The 20,537-nt window shown below is 63.4% G+C and carries 17 protein-coding genes; 11 read left to right on the top strand and 6 right to left on the bottom strand.

What is annotated here, in order from left to right:
* Positions 1-20: 20 nt before the first annotated feature.
* A complete protein-coding gene (locus CO664_RS08700; protein ID WP_097538443.1) occupies positions 21-983 on the top strand; it encodes an AEC family transporter in 963 nt (320 codons plus the stop codon).
* Here the strand turns inward: CO664_RS08700 and CO664_RS08695 are convergent.
* Entirely contained in the window at positions 951-2,162 is a 1,212-nt protein-coding gene (locus CO664_RS08695; protein WP_097538442.1) for a UbiH/UbiF family hydroxylase, read from the bottom strand. The two genes, CO664_RS08700 and CO664_RS08695, sit on opposite strands and share 33 nt — an antisense overlap.
* Before the next feature lie 274 nt (positions 2,163-2,436).
* On the opposite strand from CO664_RS08695, the gene pcsA reads away from it, so the two are divergent.
* From pcsA to CO664_RS08655, 8 genes are all read left to right on the top strand, one after another.
* Positions 2,437-3,162 (top strand): phosphatidylcholine synthase, encoded by a 726-nt coding sequence (gene pcsA / locus CO664_RS08690; RefSeq protein WP_097538441.1) that lies wholly within the window; start codon positions 2,437-2,439, stop codon positions 3,160-3,162.
* A 9-nt stretch (positions 3,163-3,171) separates the two neighbouring features.
* Positions 3,172-4,149, top strand: coding sequence for a quinone oxidoreductase (locus CO664_RS08685; protein WP_097538440.1), 978 nt, complete (start codon positions 3,172-3,174; stop codon positions 4,147-4,149).
* 46 nt (positions 4,150-4,195) lie between these two features.
* Positions 4,196-5,770, top strand: coding sequence for an ABC transporter ATP-binding protein (locus tag CO664_RS08680; RefSeq protein WP_097538439.1), 1,575 nt, complete (start codon positions 4,196-4,198; stop codon positions 5,768-5,770).
* Complete coding sequence (locus CO664_RS08675; protein WP_097538438.1) at positions 5,760-6,854, top strand: ABC transporter permease; 1,095 nt, start codon at positions 5,760-5,762, stop codon at positions 6,852-6,854. Before CO664_RS08680 ends, CO664_RS08675 begins: the two co-directional genes overlap by 11 nt.
* Positions 6,854-7,774 carry an ABC transporter permease gene (locus CO664_RS08670; RefSeq protein WP_037421794.1) on the top strand — a complete coding sequence of 307 codons (921 nt, stop codon included), beginning with the start codon at positions 6,854-6,856 and terminating at the stop codon, positions 7,772-7,774. Before CO664_RS08675 ends, CO664_RS08670 begins: the two co-directional genes overlap by 1 nt.
* A gap of 44 nt (positions 7,775-7,818) precedes the next feature.
* The gene (locus tag CO664_RS08665; RefSeq protein WP_037422198.1) at positions 7,819-8,889 is read left to right on the top strand and encodes a BMP family ABC transporter substrate-binding protein; all 1,071 of its coding nucleotides are present in this window, start codon (positions 7,819-7,821) and stop codon (positions 8,887-8,889) included.
* 256 nt (positions 8,890-9,145) lie between these two features.
* Entirely contained in the window at positions 9,146-9,898 is a 753-nt protein-coding gene (locus CO664_RS08660) for a FadR/GntR family transcriptional regulator (protein WP_037421797.1), read from the top strand.
* Positions 9,899-10,140: 242 nt separating this feature from the next.
* Entirely contained in the window at positions 10,141-11,436 is a 1,296-nt protein-coding gene (locus tag CO664_RS08655; protein ID WP_097524763.1) for a hemolysin family protein, read from the top strand.
* A gap of 29 nt (positions 11,437-11,465) precedes the next feature.
* Here CO664_RS08655 and glp read toward each other — a convergent pair whose 3' ends face one another.
* The 5 genes from glp to CO664_RS08630 are packed head-to-tail and all read right to left on the bottom strand — an operon-like array spanning position 11,466 to position 16,929.
* Positions 11,466-12,686 (bottom strand): gephyrin-like molybdotransferase Glp, encoded by a 1,221-nt coding sequence (glp, locus tag CO664_RS08650; protein ID WP_097538436.1) that lies wholly within the window; start codon positions 12,684-12,686, stop codon positions 11,466-11,468.
* Positions 12,686-13,180, bottom strand: a complete 495-nt coding sequence (moaC, locus tag CO664_RS08645; RefSeq protein ID WP_097538435.1) for a cyclic pyranopterin monophosphate synthase MoaC — start codon at positions 13,178-13,180, stop codon at positions 12,686-12,688. The genes glp and moaC overlap by 1 nt, the downstream gene beginning before the upstream one ends.
* Positions 13,180-13,995, bottom strand: coding sequence for an indole-3-glycerol phosphate synthase TrpC (gene trpC / locus CO664_RS08640; protein ID WP_097538434.1), 816 nt, complete (start codon positions 13,993-13,995; stop codon positions 13,180-13,182). The genes moaC and trpC overlap by 1 nt, the downstream gene beginning before the upstream one ends.
* 9 nt (positions 13,996-14,004) lie before the next feature.
* Positions 14,005-15,018: an anthranilate phosphoribosyltransferase gene (gene trpD, locus CO664_RS08635; protein WP_097538433.1), complete on the bottom strand. Its 1,014-nt coding sequence runs from the start codon at positions 15,016-15,018 to the stop codon at positions 14,005-14,007.
* 18 nt (positions 15,019-15,036) lie between these two features.
* Positions 15,037-16,929, bottom strand: a complete 1,893-nt coding sequence (locus CO664_RS08630) for a peptidylprolyl isomerase (protein ID WP_097538432.1) — start codon at positions 16,927-16,929, stop codon at positions 15,037-15,039.
* A 366-nt stretch (positions 16,930-17,295) separates the two neighbouring features.
* On the opposite strand from CO664_RS08630, the gene CO664_RS08620 reads away from it, so the two are divergent.
* Positions 17,296-18,942 carry a Na/Pi cotransporter family protein gene (locus CO664_RS08620; RefSeq protein ID WP_097538431.1) on the top strand — a complete coding sequence of 549 codons (1,647 nt, stop codon included), beginning with the start codon at positions 17,296-17,298 and terminating at the stop codon, positions 18,940-18,942.
* Between the two features lie 191 nt (positions 18,943-19,133).
* Positions 19,134-20,504, top strand: coding sequence for a bifunctional UDP-N-acetylglucosamine diphosphorylase/glucosamine-1-phosphate N-acetyltransferase GlmU (gene glmU / locus CO664_RS08615; RefSeq protein WP_097538430.1), 1,371 nt, complete (start codon positions 19,134-19,136; stop codon positions 20,502-20,504).
* The last annotated feature ends 33 nt before the right edge of the window (positions 20,505-20,537 follow it).

The following is a 20,537-nucleotide window of genomic DNA, read 5'->3' as shown; positions in this document are numbered from 1 at the left end:
GTGCCGGATCGGAGGGAAGAATGGCGGACATTGCGGGCCTGGTGCTGCCGTTCTTCGGGCTCATCTTCCTCGGCTATGTGACGGCGCGTTTCGTCGAGCACCCCGGCGAGGCGATGGGCTGGCTGAACACCTTTATCGTCTATCTGGCGCTGCCGGCCCTCTTCTTCAAACTTGTGTCGCGCACGCCCGTGGAAGAGCTGACGCGCGCCGACTTCATCCTCACCAGCGTCGGGACGACCTATGTCGTCTTCGTGCTGATCTTTATCATCGGAGTGTTCCTGCGCCGAAGCACGATCGCGGGGGCGACCATCCAGGGCTTTGCCGGGGCCTATGGCAATATCGGCTACATGGGGCCCGGTCTGGCGCTGCTCGCCTTCGGGGAAGCGGCCGCTGTGCCGGTGGCGCTCATCTTCTGCTTCGAAAATGCGGCGCATTTCACCGTCGCTCCGGCGATGATGGCGTTTGCCGGCGGACGCAGGCAGAAGCCGGTATCGCTCGTCCTCGGCATCGCGCGCCGGATCGTTCTTCACCCGTTCATCCTGTCGACCTTCGCCGGGGTGGCGGCCGCCTTCCTGGCGATCGAGCCGCCGGCACCGCTGCAGCGATTGATCGATTACCTTGCTCAGGCGGCCGCTCCATGCGCGCTGTTCGCGATGGGCGTGACGCTGGCGCTTCGGCCGCTGAAGCGCATTCCCGTCGAGATCGGCTACATCGTTCCGGCGAAGCTCGTGCTTCACCCGGTGCTCATGTATCTGGCGTTGAGTCTTGCCGGCAGCTACGACCCCGTGTGGATGCAGACGGCGGTGCTGCTCGCCGCCCTGCCGACCGCCACCAACGTCTTCGTGATCGGCCATCAATACGGGATCTGGCAGGAGCGGGCCTCCGCGACCATCCTGATCACCACACTGTTTTCCGTCGCGACCGTGACCGGATTGCGATACCTCATCCGATCAGGCGCGCTGCCGGCCGACCTTTTCCCATAAGCTTTCCTTGAGCGAGCGCAGCGCGCTGCCCGGATGGATGCCTTCGCGCATCAAGAGGCCGCGGAGCGGACCGGCCGAGGCGATGAATTGCAGGCCCACCGCCCTGAGCGCCTGGATGGGCAGGAAATCCGAGAGCAGCGATCGGTTGAGCAGGTCGACGCTTGCGGTTCGGCTGACGATGTCCATGCGCCGGCGGCCGTCGAATCGGTCGCCGATATCTGCCGTCAGTTGCCCGCCGGCTGGGCGGCCGACGAGTTCGACCAGCGTCATCACGTCCCGGAGACTGAGATTGAGCCCCTGGGCGCCGATCGGCGGGAAGGCATGTGCGGCTTCGCCGACAAGTGCGGTGCGTCCCTTGCCGAAGCGGCGGGCGGTCATGCCGGAGAGCGGAAAGGATTGCGGCGCCCCTTCGGCCGTCACTTTCCCGAGAATTGACTGCATACGGTCCTCGATGGTGCGCGACAGGGCATCCCTCGGAAGTTTCAGGGTCTCCTCCGCGTCGCGCGGCCTTTGGACCCAGACGAGGCTCGAGCGGTTGCCCGGCAGCGGCACCTGTGTGAACGGTCCGCTTTCGGTGTGGAACTCCGTCGATATCTCCTGGTGCGAAAGCTCATGGCCGAAGTTCAGCACCACCGCAGTTTGCTGATAGGACCAGGTGAAGGTCTCTATGCCCGCCGCCTCGCGAACCGCAGAGCGCCGGCCATCGGCGCCGACGACAAGATCCGCGGCAATCGTTCGCCCGTCCTCGAGGCCGATCCGCGCTTCGACTTCGCCGATGTCGAAGGTCATGGCTGAGGCGGTTATCCGCTCGAGCGTCGCCAGGCTCGCTTCGTGCCTCTCCAGGATTTCGAGGAAAGGGGCATTTGGAGTGTTGTAGCCGAAGGCGTCGAGCCCGACCTCGGCAGCACGGAAATTGACCGGCGGTGCGCGCAGGAGCCGCCTGGTTCCGTCGATGATGTGAATGGCGACGAGCGGCGCCGTCAGCGGTTCGACCTCGTCCCACAGGCGAAGTCCCTTGAGGTACTCGATCGATTGGTCCATGAGGGCCGTGGTACGTCCGTCGGCGATCACCGGTCTCGGCCCAACAAGTGCCACCCGGTGGCCGTCGCGGGCGAGTGCGATCGCCGCGAGCGAGCCGGCAAGTCCTGCGCCGATGATGGCGATGTCATAATGTTGCATGGCCGTCGCTTTCCCGGGCGGTTGTCCGCCTTGATGTCGATACCGCAATCTCTTGTAGCCCCTTAGCTCATTGAAATAAATGGGATGAAACGGCGCAGACGCGTTTGCCGCGTGTCCACAGGACAATGCCGCTTGAGGGTTGACGAAGGTGAATTTTGCTGGCGATGCCTCGCAAAGGGTGCATATTAGCCGCCGAGTGCCGTCGATCGCGGGTCAGCGGCGGTCTGGCGACGGCGCGAAAAGACGAACCGAAGGGAATGGGCGGCAGTCGCAGATGAAATTCTTCAACTACAGACGCGTTCCCTACGCTGAAATCCGCGCCTTTTCCGTGCATATCCTCACGGCGTCCGGCTCCTTCCTGGCCTTTCTCGGCGTCGTGGCGGCTGCGGAGCATCGTTTCATCGACATGTTCTGGTGGCTGGGGCTGGCGCTGCTCGTCGACGGCATCGACGGCCCGATCGCGCGCAAGGTGCAGGTCAAGGAAGTGCTGCCGAATTGGTCGGGCGATACCCTCGACAACGTCATCGACTACGTTACCTATGTGCTGCTTCCCGCCTTCGCGCTTTACCAGAGCGGCATGATCGGCGAACCCTGGTCCTTCGTGGCAGCCGGCGCCATCGTCGTGTCGAGCGCCATCTACTATGCCGATATGGGCATGAAGACGGATGAGTATTTCTTCTCCGGGTTCCCGGTGGTCTGGAACATGGTCGTCTTCACGCTGTTTGTCATCCAGGCGAGCGAAATCACTGCATCGATTGTTGTTTTCCTTTCCGTCGTGCTGACCTTTTTGCCCATCAACTTCCTGCATCCGGTGCGGGTGAAAAGGTTGCGACCGCTCAATCTCGGCGTCTTCCTCGTCTGGTCGGTGCTCGGCATGTACGCCTTGCTGCTGCATTTCGAGACGCCGCCCTGGGTGGTCCTTGGCGTGGTGGCGACGGGGATCTATCTCTACGTCATCGGATTCGTTCTGCAGATTTTTCCCAATCTCGGCCGCGTATAGGAGTTGTTCATGCCACAGGCGATCGTCGTTCGCGAACTCGGCGGACCGGAAGTGCTGAAGATGGAGGGCGTGACGCTCGCGGCGCCCGGACCAGGCGAAGTGCAGATCCGGCAGGTCGCCATCGGCCTCAACTTCATCGACGTCTATTTCCGGACCGGTCTCTACAAGTCGGCAACCGGCCTGCCCTTCATTCCGGGCAAGGAGGGCGCCGGCATCGTGACCGCCGTCGGCGACGGTGTCGGCATGTTTTCCGTCGGTGACCGCGTCGCCTATGCTTCGGCCGATGGCGCCTATGCAAGCGAACGCAATGTCGACGCTTCGCAGCTTGTCAAGGTCCCGGACGGAATCAGCCTCGAGACCGCAGCGGCGATGATGCTGAAGGGCATGACAGCGCAATATCTGCTCAACCAGACCTTCAAGGTTGGGCCCGAGACGACCTTGCTGTTTCACGCGGCTGCCGGCGGCGTCGGGCTGATTGCCGGACAGTGGGCGAAGGCGCTTGGCGCGACCGTCATCGGCACGGCCGGATCGCAGGACAAGATCGATCTGGCGCTTGCCCATGGCTACGATCATGTCATCAACTATCGAAGGGAGAATTTCGTCTCACGCGTGAGGGAACTGACCGGCGGCAAGGGCGTCGATGTCGTCTACGACTCGGTCGGCCGCGACACCTATCCGGCCTCGCTCGACTGCCTGAAGCCGCGCGGCCTGTGGGTCAGTTTCGGCAATTCCTCCGGACCGGTGGATGCGTTCAATATCGGCATTCTGGCGCAGAAAGGGGCGCTCTACGCGACCCGTCCGACGCTTTTCACCTATGTCGCGGCCCGGCCGGCGCTGGAGGCATGTGCAAACTCCTTGTTTGATGTTGTGCAAAGCAACAAAGTGCGTATCAATATCAATCAGACCTATCCGCTCGCCGAGGCCGGCCGAGCGCATACGGATCTTGAAACAAGAAAAACGAGTGGAACGACATTGCTGATTCCCTGACCTGTTTAAGCAGCAGGGGATTCGAAAGAGGGGAAAAGAGGGCAGCGTGCCTGTTACGGGACAAATTGCGAGCGGCCCGCTGCTGGCCGTGAGCAACCTGACGAAGTTGTTCGGCTCCTTCGCGGCCTGCAATGCGATCAATCTGCACATGGAAACCGGAGAAATTCACGCGCTTCTCGGCGAGAACGGGGCGGGGAAATCGACCCTGGTGAAGATGCTGTTCGGCGTCCTTGCGCCGACCGCCGGCGAGATCTCGTGGATGGGCGACACTGTCCGGATCTCCAGCCCCGGTGACGCGCGCAAGCTCGGGATCGGCATGGTCTTTCAGCATTTCTCACTCTTCGAGGCGCTGACGGTCGCCGAAAACATCGCGCTTTCGATGGATCGCAGCATCTCGCTTGCACGGGTTGCCGAAGAGGCGGCGCGGCTGTCGCGCCTCTATGGGCTGCCGCTCGATCCGAGCGCGCATGTCGCCGATCTTTCGGTCGGCGAACGGCAGCGCATCGAGATCGTGCGCGCGCTGCTTCAGAACCCGCAGCTGATCATCCTCGACGAGCCGACCTCGGTGCTGACCCCGCAGGAGGCGGACCGGCTGTTCGAGACACTGTTGAAGCTGAAGGCGGAAGGCCGCTCGGTGCTCTATATCTCCCACCGTCTCGAGGAGGTGCAGCGCATCTGCGACCGCGCCACCGTCTTGCGGCACGGCAAGGTCACCGGCGCCTGCGACCCGCGCGCCGAGACGCCGGCCTCGCTGGCGCGCATGATGGTCGGCAACGATGTGGCCGTGGTGACGCCGGAGGGCACGAGCACCAGGGGCGACGTCCAACTCGAAGCCCGCGACCTTTCCGTCGCGGCGCGCACGCCCTTCGCGGTCTCGCTCAAGAACGTCTCGCTCAAGGTGAGGGCCGGCGAGGTGCTGGCGATCGCGGGCGTTGCCGGCAACGGCCAGAGCGAGCTTTTCGACGCGCTTTCGGGTGAGTATCCGGTGGCCGACGACAGTGCCGTGCAAATTCGCCAGAGGCCGGTTGGGACCAAGAATATCAGTGCCCGACGGTTGATGGGCGCCGGCTTCGTGCCGGAGGAGCGGCATGGGCATGCGGCGGTCTCCTCGCTCTCGCTTTCCGACAATCTGGTGCTGGCGCGCAACCAGTCCGACAAGCGCGCCTTTCTCGGCGGCGGTTTCCTGAAGATCATCCGACAGGGCGCGGTGAAAGCCGCAGCCAAACGCATTTCCGAGGCGATGGACGTGCGCAAGAGCGGCGAGGATCCGCCGGCGGGCTCGCTTTCGGGCGGCAACCTGCAAAAGTTCATCGTCGGCCGCGAACTCGACCGGCAGCCGGCGGTGCTCATCGTCAACCAGCCCACCTGGGGCGTCGACGCTGGGGCGGCGAGCCGCATCCGCCAGGCGCTCGTCGACCTCGCCAAGGCGGGCTCCGCCGTGCTGGTGATCAGCCAGGATCTCGACGAGATCTTCGAGGTGGCTACCGAGATCGCCGTCATCAGCGAGGGAAGGCTCTCCGAGCCCTATCCGGCCCGCGAACTCTCGCGCGAGAAGATCGGCCTCCTGATGGGCGGCATGCATGGCAAGACGGAAGGTGCGGGAGCGGCACATGCGCATTGAGCTCGAAAGGCGTCCCAAGGTCTCGGCGCTGTTTTCCATCCTGTCGCCCTTCATCGCCTTTGCGCTGACCATCGTCTTCGGCGGCATCATGTTCGCGCTGCTCGGCAAGAACCCGGTCGCGGCCCTCTACAGCTTCTTTGTCGAGCCGCTGAGCGAGGTCTGGTCGCTGCACGAACTGGCGATCAAGGCCGCGCCGCTGATCCTGATCGGCGTCGGCCTCTCCGTCTGCTTCCGCTCCAACAACTGGAATATCGGTGCCGAAGGTCAGTTCATCATGGGGGCGATCGCCGGCTCCATTCTTCCGGTGGTCTTCTATGATTGGCAGTCGCCACTCGTCCTTCCGCTGATGCTGCTGCTCGGCATGATCGGTGGCGCGCTCTTCGCGGGGATCCCGGCCTTCCTCAAGGCCCATATGAACACCAACGAGATCCTGACGAGCCTGATGCTGGTCTATGTCGCCCAGCTCTTCCTCGACTGGCTCGTGCGCGGCCCCTGGCGCAACCCGCAGGGCATGAACTTTCCGGAAACCCGCAGCTTCGGGGTAGAGGCCATCCTTCCCGAAATGATCGCTTCCGGCCGTACGCATTGGGGATTTGCCTTTGCGATCCTTGCGGCGCTCGCGGTCTGGTTCATGATGCGCTACACGCTGCGCGGCTTCGAGATCACCGTCCTCGGCCAGTCGGAGCGGGCAGGGCGCTTCGCCGGCTTCTCGTCACGCAAGATGATCTGGTTCTCGATGCTCTTTTCGGGCGCGCTTGCCGGCCTCGCCGGCATATCGGAGGTCAGCGGCGCGATCCAGCAGCTGAGGCCGGTCATCTCTCCCGGTTACGGCTTCACGGCGATCATCGTCGCATTCCTCGGAAGGCTCAACCCGCTCGGCATCATCGCTGCCGGTCTTGTGCTCGCTCTTACCTATCTCGGCGGCGAGGCGGCGCAGCTTTCGATCGGCGTCTCCGACAAGGTGACGCGCGTCTTCCAGGGGTTGCTCTTGTTCTTCGTGCTGTCCTGCGACACGCTCATTCACTACCGCATCCGGCTCGTCCGCGAGAGATTTGCGGCGCTCAAGACGGATGAGGCGCACTGATGGGTATCGTCGAAGCAATCCTCCTGAGCGTCATTACCGCGGCGACGCCGCTCGTCCTTGCCGCTGCCGGCGAACTGGTCGCCGAACGGTCGGGCGTGCTCAATCTCGGCGTTGAGGGGATGATGGTCATGGGCGCGGTCTGCGCCTTCGCCGCCACGCAGCTCAGCGGCTCGCCCTATGTCGGGGTGCTTGCCGGTGTAGCGGCCGGCGCGTTGTTCTCGCTGCTCTTCGGCGTCCTGACGCTGACGCTCGTCGCCAATCAGGTGGCGACCGGTCTTGCGCTGACGCTGCTGGGTCTCGGCGTCTCCGGCATGCTGGGCGAGAGTTTCCTCGGCATGCAGGGCATCAAGCTGCAGCCGATCGCCGTTCCGCTGCTTTCCGATGTGCCGTTTATCGGACCGCTTCTCTTCCGCCAGGACGCGATCTTCTATCTCTCGATCGCGATCGTCGCGGGCATCCACTGGTTCCTCTTCAGGACCCGTTCGGGACTGAAGCTGCGCGCGGTGGGCGACAGCCACGGCTCGGCGCACGCTCTTGGCGTCGACGTCATCCGCACCCGTTACCTGGCGGTGCTTTTCGGCGGTGCCTGCGCCGGGCTTGCCGGCGCGCAGCTGTCGCTCGTCTATACGCCGCAATGGGTCGAGAACATGTCGGCCGGCCGTGGCTGGATCGCGCTTGCGCTGGTGGTCTTCGCGTCATGGCGCCCTTGGCGGGTGGTTGCCGGCGGCTATCTGTTCGGGGCCGTGTCGATCAGCCAGCTACATGCCCAGGCCTTCGGGATCGGTATCCCGTCGCAGTTCCTTTCCTCGCTTCCCTATGTGGCGACAATTGTCGTACTCATTCTCATATCCCACAACCGGCGCATGACCCTGATCAATACGCCGGCATCGCTCGGCAAACCGTTTGTGCCGGACCGGTGAACAACAACAACCAGACGGAATTCTCAAACCGACAGAGGTCAAAAATGAAAAAACTACTCCTCGCCCTCGCAACCACGACTGCGGTGCTCGGCTTCGCTTCAGCCGCGGGCGCCCAGGAAAAGGCCAAGATCTGCTTCGTCTACGTGGGCTCGAAGACCGATGGCGGCTGGACGCAGGCGCATGACATCGGCCGCCAGCAGGTCGAAAAGGAACTGGGAGACAAGGTCGAAACACAGTTTCTGGAAAACGTTCCGGAAGGGCCGGATGCGGAACGCGCCATCGAGCGCCTGGCACGGTCCGGCTGCGGTCTGATCTTCACCACGTCCTTCGGCTTCATGGACGCGACGATCAAGATCGCCCAGAAGTTCCCGGATGTGAAGTTCGAGCACGCAACCGGCTACAAGACCGCGCCGAACGTCGCGACCTATAACAGCCGCTTCTACGAAGGCCGCTACATCCAGGGCCAGATCGCCGCCAAGATGTCTCAGAAGGGCGTTGCCGGCTACATCGCCTCCTTCCCGATTCCGGAAGTGGTGATGGGCATCAACTCCTTCGTCATCGGCGCCCGCTCGGTCAATCCGGAGTTCAAGATCAAGGTCGTCTGGGCGAACACCTGGTTCGACCCGGGTAAGGAGGCGGACGCCGCCAAGGCGCTTATCGACCAGGGCGTCGACATCCTGACCCAGCACACCGATACGACCGCTCCGATGCAGGTTGCGGCCGAACGCGGCATCAAGGCCTTCGGCCAGGCCTCCGATATGATCGCCGCCGGGCCGCAGACGCAGCTGACGGCGATCGTCGACACCTGGGGCGCCTATTACGTCAAGCGCACCCAAGCCTTCCTCGACGGCAAGTGGGAAACGACTTCCAGCTGGGACGGTCTGAAGGACGGAATCCTGACGATGGCGCCCTACACGAACATGCCCGATGACGTGAAGGCGATGGCGGAAGCGACGGAAGCCAAGATCAAGTCCGGCGAGCTGAAGCCGTTTACCGGTCCGCTGAACAAGCAGGACGGCACGCCGTGGCTCAAGGAAGGCGAATCTTCCGACGACGCCACGCTCCTCGGCATGAACTTCTACGTCGAAGGCGTCGACGACAAGCTGCCGCAATAGGGCGGGAAGGACATCCGCATTCGAACCATCTGCAAACCCCGCGCGCCAAGGCCGCGGGGTTTGCTCTTGCGGGGATATCCAATATTGGGGCGTCGGATCGCGCCGGCGGCCGCCCGCAGTTTCTTCGTCGCACTTTCGGGAATCGTATATTCGATCTACTGTTATACAAAGCTTCTCCTCTCGGAAGGAGAAGCGGCGACGACATGAAAAGAATGGCGCCTGCCCGCAGCAGGAGGGCACTCTGGAGGGGACGGGGTTGAAGAGCCTGCTTGATACGGTGATATCCAAGACGCCGAAACGAACGAGCCATGCACAGGTCGTGGATCAACTCGGCAAGGCGATCGTTTCGGGGGAGTTTCCGGTCGGCAGCATTCTGCCCGGCGATCCTGAACTGGCCCTCCGCTTCCGTGTGTCGCGCACTGTCTTGCGCGAGGCGATGAAGACGCTTGCGGCGAAGGGGATGGTCGTTCCGCGTGCCCGCATTGGGACGCGCGTGACACCCAGGAAAGACTGGAATCTGTTCGATGCGGATATCCTCACCTGGCATTTTGCCTGTGGGGTGGACGAGGATTTCCTCTATCACCTGAGCGAGGTTCGCCTCGCCTTCGAGACGCACGCCGCCGCCCTGGCTGCGCGCAACGCGAGCGACGCCGAAATCGCCACGATGATGCGGCTGGCAGTCGCCATGGGGGATGCCAGTCACACGGCAGAAACCCTCGCTGTCGCCGACCTGAAATTCCACCTCGCAGTCCTCGAAGCGTCCGGCAATCCGTTCCTCAGAACGGTCGGCGGCCTGATCGAGGCGGCTCTCGTCGGCGTCTTCAAGTTGAGTTCCCCGACGGACGAGAAGGGCGGCATAGACGAGGTAGCCCGCAACCACATCCGCATCGTCGAGGAGATCGGCAGAAGGGACGAGCTCAAGGCGCGGCAGGCGATGGAATACGTCATCACATATGGTCGCAATCGAATCCAGAAGGCCTTCAATCCGGACCAGAGCGCCAAAATCTGAGACAGCCCGGCGCCTCTGCAACCGTCGCTATGTGCTCAGACGATACAGATCGCCGGACTGGCCTTGCCCGCACAGTCGGCCTGGCCTATCTGAGACGGCAGTCGTCTCATCTGGCGACCTACCTACAGCGCCACGCGTCTTATCAGACGCGTAAAGGTCGCTGTAGCACTTTGAATTGCTGCATCTCTCCTTAAATCGAGGTCGATTTAAGGAGAGATGCAGTAGAGCGGTGAACGGAGCCTATGTCCGAGCTTTTTGTCATTTTTCTTCTGCTTTTGATCAACGCCTTCTTCGCGCTCTCGGAAATGGCAATCGTTTCGGCAAGCAAACCCTTGCTGCGTCAGATGGTGAAGCAGGGAAACCATGGCGCGGAAGCCGCCCTGAGGCTTGCCGAGGAGCCTGGAAAATTCCTGTCCACCGTTCAGGTCGGCATAACCCTCGTCGGCATCCTGGCCGGCGCCTATGGCGGCGCGACTATCGCAGCGAAGCTCGCACCGACCCTGGACCAGATCGCCTGGATCCACCCCTATGGCAACACCGTTGCCGTCGCCCTCGTCGTCACGCTCATCACCTTTCTGTCGGTGGTGATCGGAGAACTGATTCCGAAGCAGCTCGCGCTCAGGAATTCTGAAGGCCTGGCGATTTTCGTCGCGCGGCCGATGACCCTGCTGTCGCGGATAGCCGCGCCGGTCGTGTATCTTTTTGAGACCGCCGCTCGCCTGGCGATGCGGCTGATGGGCATGAAGGCGGAGGACCCAGATCACGTCACCGAAGAGGAAGTGCATGCGATCATGGCGGAAGGCGTGGAGAGCGGCGCGATCGAGAAAAGCGAACACGAAATGCTACGGCGCATTATCCGTCTCGGCGATAGGAACGTCAAATCGATCATGACGCACCGCACCGAGGTCAGCTTCATCGACGTCAATGACAGCATGGAGACGATCGGCCGCAAGATTCGGCAGTTCGGCCATTCCCGTTATCCAGTCATCGATGGTCCGGCGGGCGACGTGATCGGAGCGGTGCTGGCCAAGGAGATACTGAACGCCACGGTCGCGGCACCCTTCGATATCCGCAATTATGTCCGAGAGATCCTGACCCTTCCGGAGACGGCTTCCTGCCTGAAGGCCCTCGAAGCTTTCAAGGCCTCCAGCGTCAACATGGCGATGATCGTCGACGAGTACGGCAGCACCGAAGGCATCATCACGACTGCCGATATCCTGGAGGCGATCGTCGGCGTCATCCCGTCCAACTACGACGATATCGAGCACGCCCATATCCGAGCCCGCGAGGACGGCAGCTACCTTGTCGACGGCCGAACGCCGATCGACGAGATCCACCTGCAGATCGGCATTGAGGGGATAGACAGCGACGGCGATTTCGAAACCATTGCCGGTTTTCTGGTGCAGCAGTTGCGCAAGACGCCGGAGGAGGGCGACTGCGCCGAGGCGCACGGCTACCGCTTCGAAGTGCTCGACATGGATGGCCGCCGCATCGACAAGATCCTCGTCAGCCGCCGCGCCGAGGAGCACCCGGCCTGAGATTATACGCCCAAACGTCCGGCAAGGGCTTAGGCGGGATCCCGGAGCTTAAGAACGGTGCAGGGGTAACCCGCTCCCGCGGCCGGTGTTTGCGGCGGGCGAACGATGAGGCCGTCCGACTGTGCGAAGACCTTGGTCATCGACGAGTCCTGGCGTTGGAAGGGGTGCGCCATGAGCGAGCCGTCCGGCTCGCTGGAGAGGCGCGCGCGAACATAGTCCTGGCGGCGGTCGTTGGCGGGCAGCGGTGCGCCGAGCTTCGCCGATACCAGTCGTGAGCGGTCGGGAAGATGTGCGAGCTTGCGCGTCAACGGTTCCAGGAAGAGCAAGGCGCAGACGAGGCTCGAGACCGGATTGCCGGGCAAGCCGAGCACCGGCATGCCGGCGAGGTCTCCGACCATCAGCGGCTTTCCCGGCCGCATGGCGATGCGCCAGAAATCGAGCGTCATGCCACAGGCTAGGAGCGTCGATTGGACGAGATCATGGTCTCCAACCGAGGCTCCGCCGAGCGTGACGAGTACGTCGGCTCGCGCCGCCTGCGCTTGCGCGACGGCAGCGGCAATCGCCTGCCGGTCGTCGCGGGCGATGCCGAGATCCAGTATATCCGCGCCATTTTCGCGAGCGATCGCCGCGACGCCAAAGCTGTTCGAGGCGATGATCTGGTCTGCGCCTGGCGAACTGCCGGGCGGCAGCAATTCGTCGCCAGTGGAAAGAATTGCGACCTTCGGGCGCAGGAAGACCGGCAGGCTCGGGTGATTCATGCTCGCCGCAAGCGTCAACCGGCCGGCGTCGAGCACGCTTCCGGCAGAAAGTGTGATTTCGCCCTGCTCGAAGTCCTGGCCTGCCAGACGGATATGCCGGCCCTTCGCCGGCGCGAACAGGGTGCGGATGCGATTGCCCTCGAGGCGCTCGGTGTCTTCCTGCAGGATGACTGTATCGGCACCGGCCGCGAGCGGCGCGCCGGTAAAAATGCGCACTGCCTCGCCCGGTCCAACCCGGCCCTGAAATCCACGTCCTGCCGCCGATTGCCCTATGACCGATAGTTCGGCGCCGACAGCGCCGATATCCTCATGGCGGACGGCGTAGCCATCCATGGCGGAATTGTCGAAGGGAGGGTGGGTGAGCAGCGCGTTCGTGTCCTCGGCAAGCACGCGGCCGAGGCAATCATGCAGTGCAAGCCGCTCGGTCTCCGGCCGGGGTTGGGCCTGGGCGAGGACCCTTCTGAGCGCCTCTTCGACCGGGAGCAGCGACATCAGCCCGGGTCTCCATCCCGGCGATAGTCGCCGGATCGCCCGCCCGATTTGCTGACGAGGCGAATGCCGCCGATCTCCATCTCGCGGTCCGCAGCCTTTGCCATGTCGTAGATCGTCAGGCAGGCAATGCCGACCGCGGTCAGCGCCTCCATCTCGACGCCCGTCCGCCCCTTGAGCTTCGCCATCGCCTCGACGCGCAAGCCGGGGAGGGCGTCGTCGGGGAGGATATCGACCGAAACCTTCGTCAGCATCAGCGGGTGGCAGAGCGGAATGAGGTTTGACGTCTGCTTGGCGGCCATGATGCCGGCGAGCCGGGCCGTGCCGATGACGTCTCCCTTCTTCGCGTTGCCTTCGAGGATCAGCGCTAGCGTCTCCGGGTGCATCCGGACGAAGCCTTCGGCGACGGCAAGACGCACGGTCTCCGCCTTGTCGCCGACATCGACCATATGGGCTTCGCCGGCGCTGTCGATATGGGTGAGGCGCGGGCCGCTCATCACTCGGCTGCCAGAGCGCTTCGGGAACCGGTCAACAGCGCGCGCGTTGCCGCCCCCACGTCGTCCTTCCGCATCAGGCTTTCCCCGACGAGGAAGGTGGTGATACCGCACTTTTCGAGGCGCCTGCAGTCCTCGTGGGTGAAGATGCCGCTTTCGCCGACCAGCAGCCTATCGGCCGGCACCATCGGTGCGAGCTGTTCCGAAACGGCGAGATCGACCTCGAAGGTCCTCAAGTTGCGATTGTTGATCCCGATAAGGGGAGACGAGAGACGCAGCGCTCGTTCCATTTCCTCCGCATCATGCACTTCGACGAGCACGTCCATCCCGAGCGCCGCTGCGGCGTCCTCGAGACGATGCGCATCCTCGTCGGTGAGCGATGCCATGATCAATAGGATACAGTCCGCCCCCCAGGCGCGCGCCTCGAAGACCTGGTAGGTGTCGAACATGAAGTCCTTGCGCAGCGCCGGCAGCGAACAGGCGGCCCGCGCCGCCTCCAGAAATTCCGGGGCGCCCTGAAAGCTCGGCGTATCCGTCAGGACCGAGAGGCAGGCAGCACCGCCCGCCGCATAGGCTTTCGCCAGCGCCGGCGGATCGAAGTTCGGGCGAATCAGTCCCTTCGATGGACTGGCCTTCTTGATCTCGGCGATCAATCCGAACTCGCCCTTCTGCCGGCGCGCCGCAAGCGCGGCGTGAAAGCCGCGCGGCGGCGACTGGTCGGCGATCCGCGCCCTCAGCTCGTCGAGTGGAACTCGCGATTTCGCGGCAGCGATCTCCTCGCGCTTGTAAGCCTCGATCTTGCGCAGAATGTCCGTCATGTCTTCTCCTTAGACGGCGTTGGAGACGGTGATCAGCCGCTGCAGGGCGGTCTTGGCAGCGCCGCTCGAAAGCGCTTGGCGCGCCACCTCCATGCCTTCGGCGAGATCCTTGGCGCGTCCGGCTATCATCAACGAAGCGGCGGCGTTCGCAAGGGAAATGTCCCGGTAGGCATTCTCCTCGCCATCGAGCACCGCCTGCAATGCGGCCGCGTTATGCGCTCCGTCGCCTCCCTTCAAGGCATCGAGCGTGGTGCCCGCCAGACCGAAGTCTGCCGGCGTCAACTCGAAACTGCGGATCTTTCCGTCCTTCAGCTCGGCAACCTTGGTCACGCCCGTCGTGGTGATCTCGTCCAGTCCCTCGCCGTGTACGACCCAGATGCTCTCGGAGCCGAGATCGCGCAGGACTTCCGCGAGCGGATCGACCCACTGCGGCGCATAGACGCCGACGAGCTGCCGTTTGACGCCGGCCGGGTTGGAGAGCGGGCCTAAAAGATTGAAGATCGTTCTCGTGCCGAGCTCGACGCGGGTCGGTCCCACATGGCGCATCGCCGAATGGTGCTGCTGGGCGAACATGAAGCCGACGCCCGCTTCGCGAATGCAGCGGGCAATCGCTTCCGGGCCGATGTCGAGCTTGACGCCGAGGCAGGAGAGCGCGTCGGCTGTTCCGGATTTCGAACTCAAGGCCCGATTGCCGTGCTTGGCGACCGGCACGCCGGCACCGGCGACGATCAGCGACGCCAGTGTCGATATGTTGTAGGTCCCGGCACCGTCGCCTCCCGTTCCGACGATGTCGATCGCGTCCTCGGGCGCCTCGACCGGGAGCATGCGCGCCCGCATCGCGCCGACGGCGCCGACGATCTCGTCGACGGTCTCGCCGCGCACGCGCAGCGCCATGAGGAAACCGCCGATCTGCGACGGTGTGGCGGCTCCGGACATGATGATCTCGAAGGCCGCGCGGGCGTCTTCGCGGCTGAGGGCCTCGCGCGCTGCGACTTTTGCGACGAACGGCTTCAAATCAGTCATGCTTCGATTCCTCGTCCGTCAGCGCTGGGCCAATGCCTGCTCGGCAAGCGCCTGGTTGATCGATACGCCATAGACCGACTGCAGCGTTGCGACCATCTGATCGAGTATGTCGTCGCCGCTGGCACGGGCCATCGCTTCGATCTGGCGGCTGTCATTGTCGAGCGCGTTGGCGGGAGCACTGTCGTCGACGGCCATCACTTGCATGAGGATCTGGCCTTCGCCGCCCATGCCGGCTGCATTGGCGACATGTCCGTTCGGCCCGGCAAAGGCCGCCGCAATGGCGGCCTGGCTCAGGGCGGCGTCCTGTGTGGTGCGGCTCAAACCGGTCTTCGTCTCGACAACGAGGCCGAGTTCGCTCGCAATGTCCGCGAGCTTCGCGCCCTTCTTGACCCGATCCTTCAATTCGGTCGCCTTGGCGGCCAGCGCCACCCGCTGCTGCTCGGCCGTCCAGTCGGCAGCCACCTCGTCGCGAACCTCGTCGAGGGTGCGGTCGCGGGCAGGGATCACCTCTTCGAGGTCGAACCAGGCATAGCCGTCGCGGCCGATATGGACGGCCAGCGTCTCGAGGCCGACTTCGGCCTTGAACACGTCCTGGAGAAGCGTGCGTTGCTCCGGCAGCCCCGTCACGTCGTCGCCATTCTGGTCCTTGCCGGTGGCATCGATTGCGTCGACGGTCGCGAGCTTGAGCTTCAGCCCGTCGGCGACTTCCTTGACGGTCGCACCGGCGGCCCTTTCGTCCTCGACCTTGTCGTGCAGTCCGACAAGCTGATCGCGTGCCACCGAAAGAGCGATCTCCTTGCGCAACTCCTCCTTGACCTCATCGAAGCTGCGCACGGCTTCCTGGCGAATATTGGTAATCCGCAGGATGACGGGGCCGAAAGCGCCTTCAACGACCGGTGTCACGCCGCCGTCCGCCGCGACAGCGAAGGCTGCTTCGGCGACTTTCTGGTCGGGCATCTGCTCCTTGGTGAAGTCCCCGAGGAGGACGTCCGCCGCACTCTTGCCTTCGGCCTTGACGAGATCGTCGAAGGAGGTGCCGGCGGCGAGCTTGGCGGCACCGGCCACGGCGGCTTCGCGGGACGGGAAGGCGAGCTGCTCGATCGTTCGCGTCGCCGGTGTGCGGAAGCTTTCCTTGCGCTTTTCGTAGTCGGCGCGCACCTCTTCCTCGGTGACCGCGTCGGCGGCGACCAGATCCTCCGGCTCGAGTTTGATGTAGCTGAACTTCCGATATTCTGGCGCGCGATAGTTCGCCTTGTGGCTCTCGAACCAGGGAGCGAGCACATCGTCGCCCGGCGCCTTGACCGGATCGATATTCGCGTTCGAGAGCAGCAGATAGTCGATCGTGCGGGTTTCATGCCTGTATTTGCCGACGGCGTCGACCAAGACCGCGGGGGCCGCGAACCCGTCCGAGAGCGCATCGACGATCTGCGAGCGGACCGCCACCTGGCTGCGATTCTTGATGTAGTCCTGCTCCGTCAGGCCGGCGTTGCGTAGCACGCTCGAGAAGGTCAGTCGGTCGAATTGGCCGTTCGCCCCATGAAAGGCGGGGTCCTCGCCGATGAGTCTCGCGAGCCGGTCTTCGGAGAGGCCGAGATTCATGTCTTCGGCGAGCTGGTCGAGAGCGGCGCCCGCGACGAGCTGCGAGTAGACTTGCGCCTCAACGCCGAATGCGCGGGCCTGCTGGCGTGTGAGAGGCGTTCCAAGCTGCCGCGAAAGCAGGCTCAACTGACGCTCATAGGCAAGCCGATAGTCGCTGGCGGTGACCTTCACGTCTCCGACCGTTACCACCGCATCGGGCGTGCCGGTAACCATCAAGGTCTGTCCGCCCCACACCATGAATGAGAGGATGAGAATGGCCAGGAGGCCTTTGACGATCCGCGTCTGGGCGGCGTTTCTCAGGGAGTCGAGCATGGGGGGCAGAAACCTCGTTCAGTGCAGCGGCGTTACGCCGAATGATTTCGTTCCTTAGAACAATCCAAATGGGAATTGAAGGCCGATCCGTCGTAAATCGCGATGCTTTGGCGAGTGGACCGACAGACCCGTTGCTCCGGAGATTCAGGGACCCTAATTGGCACCTTCGCAGGGGCATCGCCGTCTAGACAAATTTGGGATTGCCGCGAACGGAAAAGCCCATGTCGGATTCGTTAGCCGGCAATTGAAATCAGTATGCAAAATTGTCGGTTTCAGGCTGGTCTCTCTATGGTCAACGAGAGGGAATCGTGTCTTCGATATTGTTGGAAACTTGAAGCCCGACGGCCGTTGCGGAATTTCCATGCCATGCAATCCACCATCGTAATGGTCAATCTCTTCGGTGCCGTCGCACTGCTCCTGTTCGGTCTTTCACTGGTGAAGGAGGGTGTGACACGCGCCTTCGGATCACGTCTGCGCGCCGGCCTGGCTCGGGGAACGAATGGCTCGTTACGCGCATTCATGACGGGCCTGATCGCCACGCTCGCCTTGCAAAGCTCCACGGCCACGGCCCTGATGACGGCATCCTTCGTGGAGAAGGGCCTCGTGCGGTCGCGGATGGCGCAGATCGTGCTGCTCGGCGCCAATATCGGCACGGCGATGACGGCCTGGATCGTTGCGATCGGCATCGGCTGGCTGGCCCCCTTGTTCATTCTCGCCGGTGTCATCATGCACCGGATGAGCCGATCGAGCGCACGCCAGGGTGCAGGCTTTGCGCTGGTCAGTATCGGCCTGATGCTTCTGTCGCTTGAACTGCTCGGCACGGCCACTGAGCCGATGCGGGAGTCACATGCCTTGGCGGCCTTTCTGGGTATGCTGGACAATGCCTGGCCGGTCGCCCTGCTCATTTCGGCGGGGCTCGCCTTCGCCTCGTCTTCGAGCCTCGCCATGGTCATGCTGGTCCTGTCGCTGTCCTCCGCAGGGGTGCTTTCACCGGGGCTGACCGTGGCGCTGGTGCTCGGCGCCAATCTGGGTGGCGCAATCCCACCGGTGATCGCGACGCTTGGCTCCGCGCCCGGTGCCCGCCGGGTCACGATCGGCAACCTGATCGTCCGCGGAATCGGCTGTCTGATCGCACTCCCGCTGGCTGGTCTCAACGCCGACATTCTGCAGGGCCTGCCTTTGCCGCGACAGAACCTGCCGGTCGATGTCCACCTGCTTTTCAACCTGGTCGTCGCGCTGATCGCCTGGCCCTTCGCAGGCTTGCTGTCGCGGATGATGAGCCGTCTGGTCCCGGACGAAGAGGTGAGCGAGACGGGCCCACGCTATCTTGACGACGCGGCGCTCGATACGCCTGTGATGGCCCTCTCAGGCGCGACGCGGGAGGTGCTCAGGGTCGGAGACGTGATCGAGGGCATGCTGCTGCGCGCATCGGCCGCGTTCAACAAGAACGACCTCGGCGAACTCGGCGATATCGGAAAGATGGAGAAGCAGGTCGATCTGCTGCAGCAGGAGGTGAAGATCTTCCTGTCGCGGCTGGGCCGCCACGGGCTCAATGAAGAAGACGGGCGTCGCTCGATCGTGATCATCGACTATGCGATCAACCTCGAGCACATGGGCGACATCATCGAGAAGGGCCTTTGCGAGCAGATCCGCAAGAAGGTCATCAACGGTCTGAAATTTTCCGACGACGGCTATCAGGAACTGAAGAACCTGTTCGACCTGACGCTCGACAACTTGCGGATCGCCCAGACGATCTTCGTCTCGCGCAATGCGGACCTCGCCCGTCACCTTATCGAGGTCAAGGTCGATGTCCGCCATATGGAAAAACGCTCGGCCGAACGGCATCTGGAGCGCCTGCGTGACGGCCTGCTCGAAAGCCTGCAGACGAGCTCGCTGCATCTCGACATGCTGCGGGACCTGAAGCGCGTCAATGCGCACATCGCCTCCGTCGCCTACCCGATCGTCGAAGAGAGCGGGCTATTGACGGAAAGCCGGCTGCGGCCGCAGGCATGATGTCGCCGCCCGGCGCAAAGCGGACTGCGCCGAGGAGTTTTCCCGAGACGGAGAAGCATCGCCCCTTGACCGGGGTTAACGCGATGTGATTGTGCGATATATGCATTTCGCAATATTTTGCTGACAGCACGCGTAGAATCGGGCGACGGGCAGGCCGCGGAATACCCGAAGCATACGAAGGAGATCAGAGAATGGAACGCACTTGCCTGGCGATCATCCTGGCGGCGGGGGAAAGCACGCGGATGAAATCCGCCATGTCGAAGGTGCTGCATCCGGTGGCCGGCCGGCCGATGATCGCCCATGTGGTCGACGCTCTGGCAAGCGCTTCCATTTCCGACGTTGCCCTGGTCGTCGGCCGCGACGCGGAAGCCGTTTCGGCTGCCGCAAGCACCCGTGCGGTCCAGGTTTCCTCCTTCCTGCAGAAGGAACGGCTCGGTACGGCGCACGCCGTTCTTGCGGCGCGTGAGGCGATCGAGAAGGGCTATGACGACGTCCTGGTCGTCTTCGGCGATACGCCGCTCATCACCGCCGCACCGCTCAAGGCAGCGCGCGAACGCTTGGCGCAAGGCAATGATGTGGTCGTCATCGGCTTCGAAACCGCCGATCCGACCGGCTATGGCCGCCTGATCGTCGAGAATGGGGAACTGCTGGCGATCCGGGAGCACAAGGACGCCACCGAAGAGGAACGGCGCATCACCTATTGCAATGGCGGCCTGATGGCGATCAGCGGCGGTGAGGCGCTCGACCTGCTTGCACGCATCGGCAATGCCAATGTCAAGGGCGAATACTACCTGACCGACCTTGTCGAGATCGTCCGTTCCATCGGCGGCCGGGCGATTGCCGTCGAGGCGCCGGAGGAGGAGCTCACCGGGTGCAATACGCGGGCCGAACTCGCCTATATCGAACGCCTTTGGCAGCAACGCCGCCGCCACGAGCTGATGCTTGCCGGGGTTTCAATGATCGCCCCGGAGACCGTGTTCCTCGCTTGGGACACCGAACTGGCCCAGGACGTCCTGGTGGAGCCAAATGTGGTTTTCGGCCCCGGGGTGCGGGTCGATAGCGGCGCTGTCATCCACGCTTTCTCGCATGTCGAAGGTGCGCATGTCCGCGCAGGTGCGACGGTCGGTCCCTTCGCCCGTCTCCGTCCTGGCGCCGATCTCGGTCCCAAATCCAAAGTCGGCAACTTCTGCGAGGTGAAGAAGGCGGAGATCGGCGCCGGCGCCAAGGTGAACCACCTCACCTACATCGGCGATGCCGTCGTCGGCGCCGGATCGAATATCGGCGCTGGCACCATCACGTGCAACTATGATGGCGTGAACAAGCACCTCACGCGCATCGGAGAGAATACCTTCATCGGCTCCAACTCGTCGCTCGTCGCTCCGGTGGCGATCGGCGACGGCGCCCTTGTCGCCTCCGGCAGCGTGATTACGGAGAACGTCCCGGCCGATGCCGTTGCTTTCGGCCGGGCTCGGCAGGAAAACAAGCCGGATCGGGCTCCCCTGTTGCGGGAGCGCTACGAGGCGGAAAAGGCAGCCCGGAAGAAGGTCAAGGCTGCCGAATAGTCTCGTTAAACATTGAAACTGAAAGTGAAATCG

This window comes from Sinorhizobium sp. NG07B (assembly GCF_002532005.1).
Taxonomy (GTDB): Bacteria; Pseudomonadota; Alphaproteobacteria; order Rhizobiales; family Rhizobiaceae; genus Sinorhizobium; species Sinorhizobium fredii_C.
This window is presented reverse-complemented; position numbering and strand designations above follow the sequence as displayed.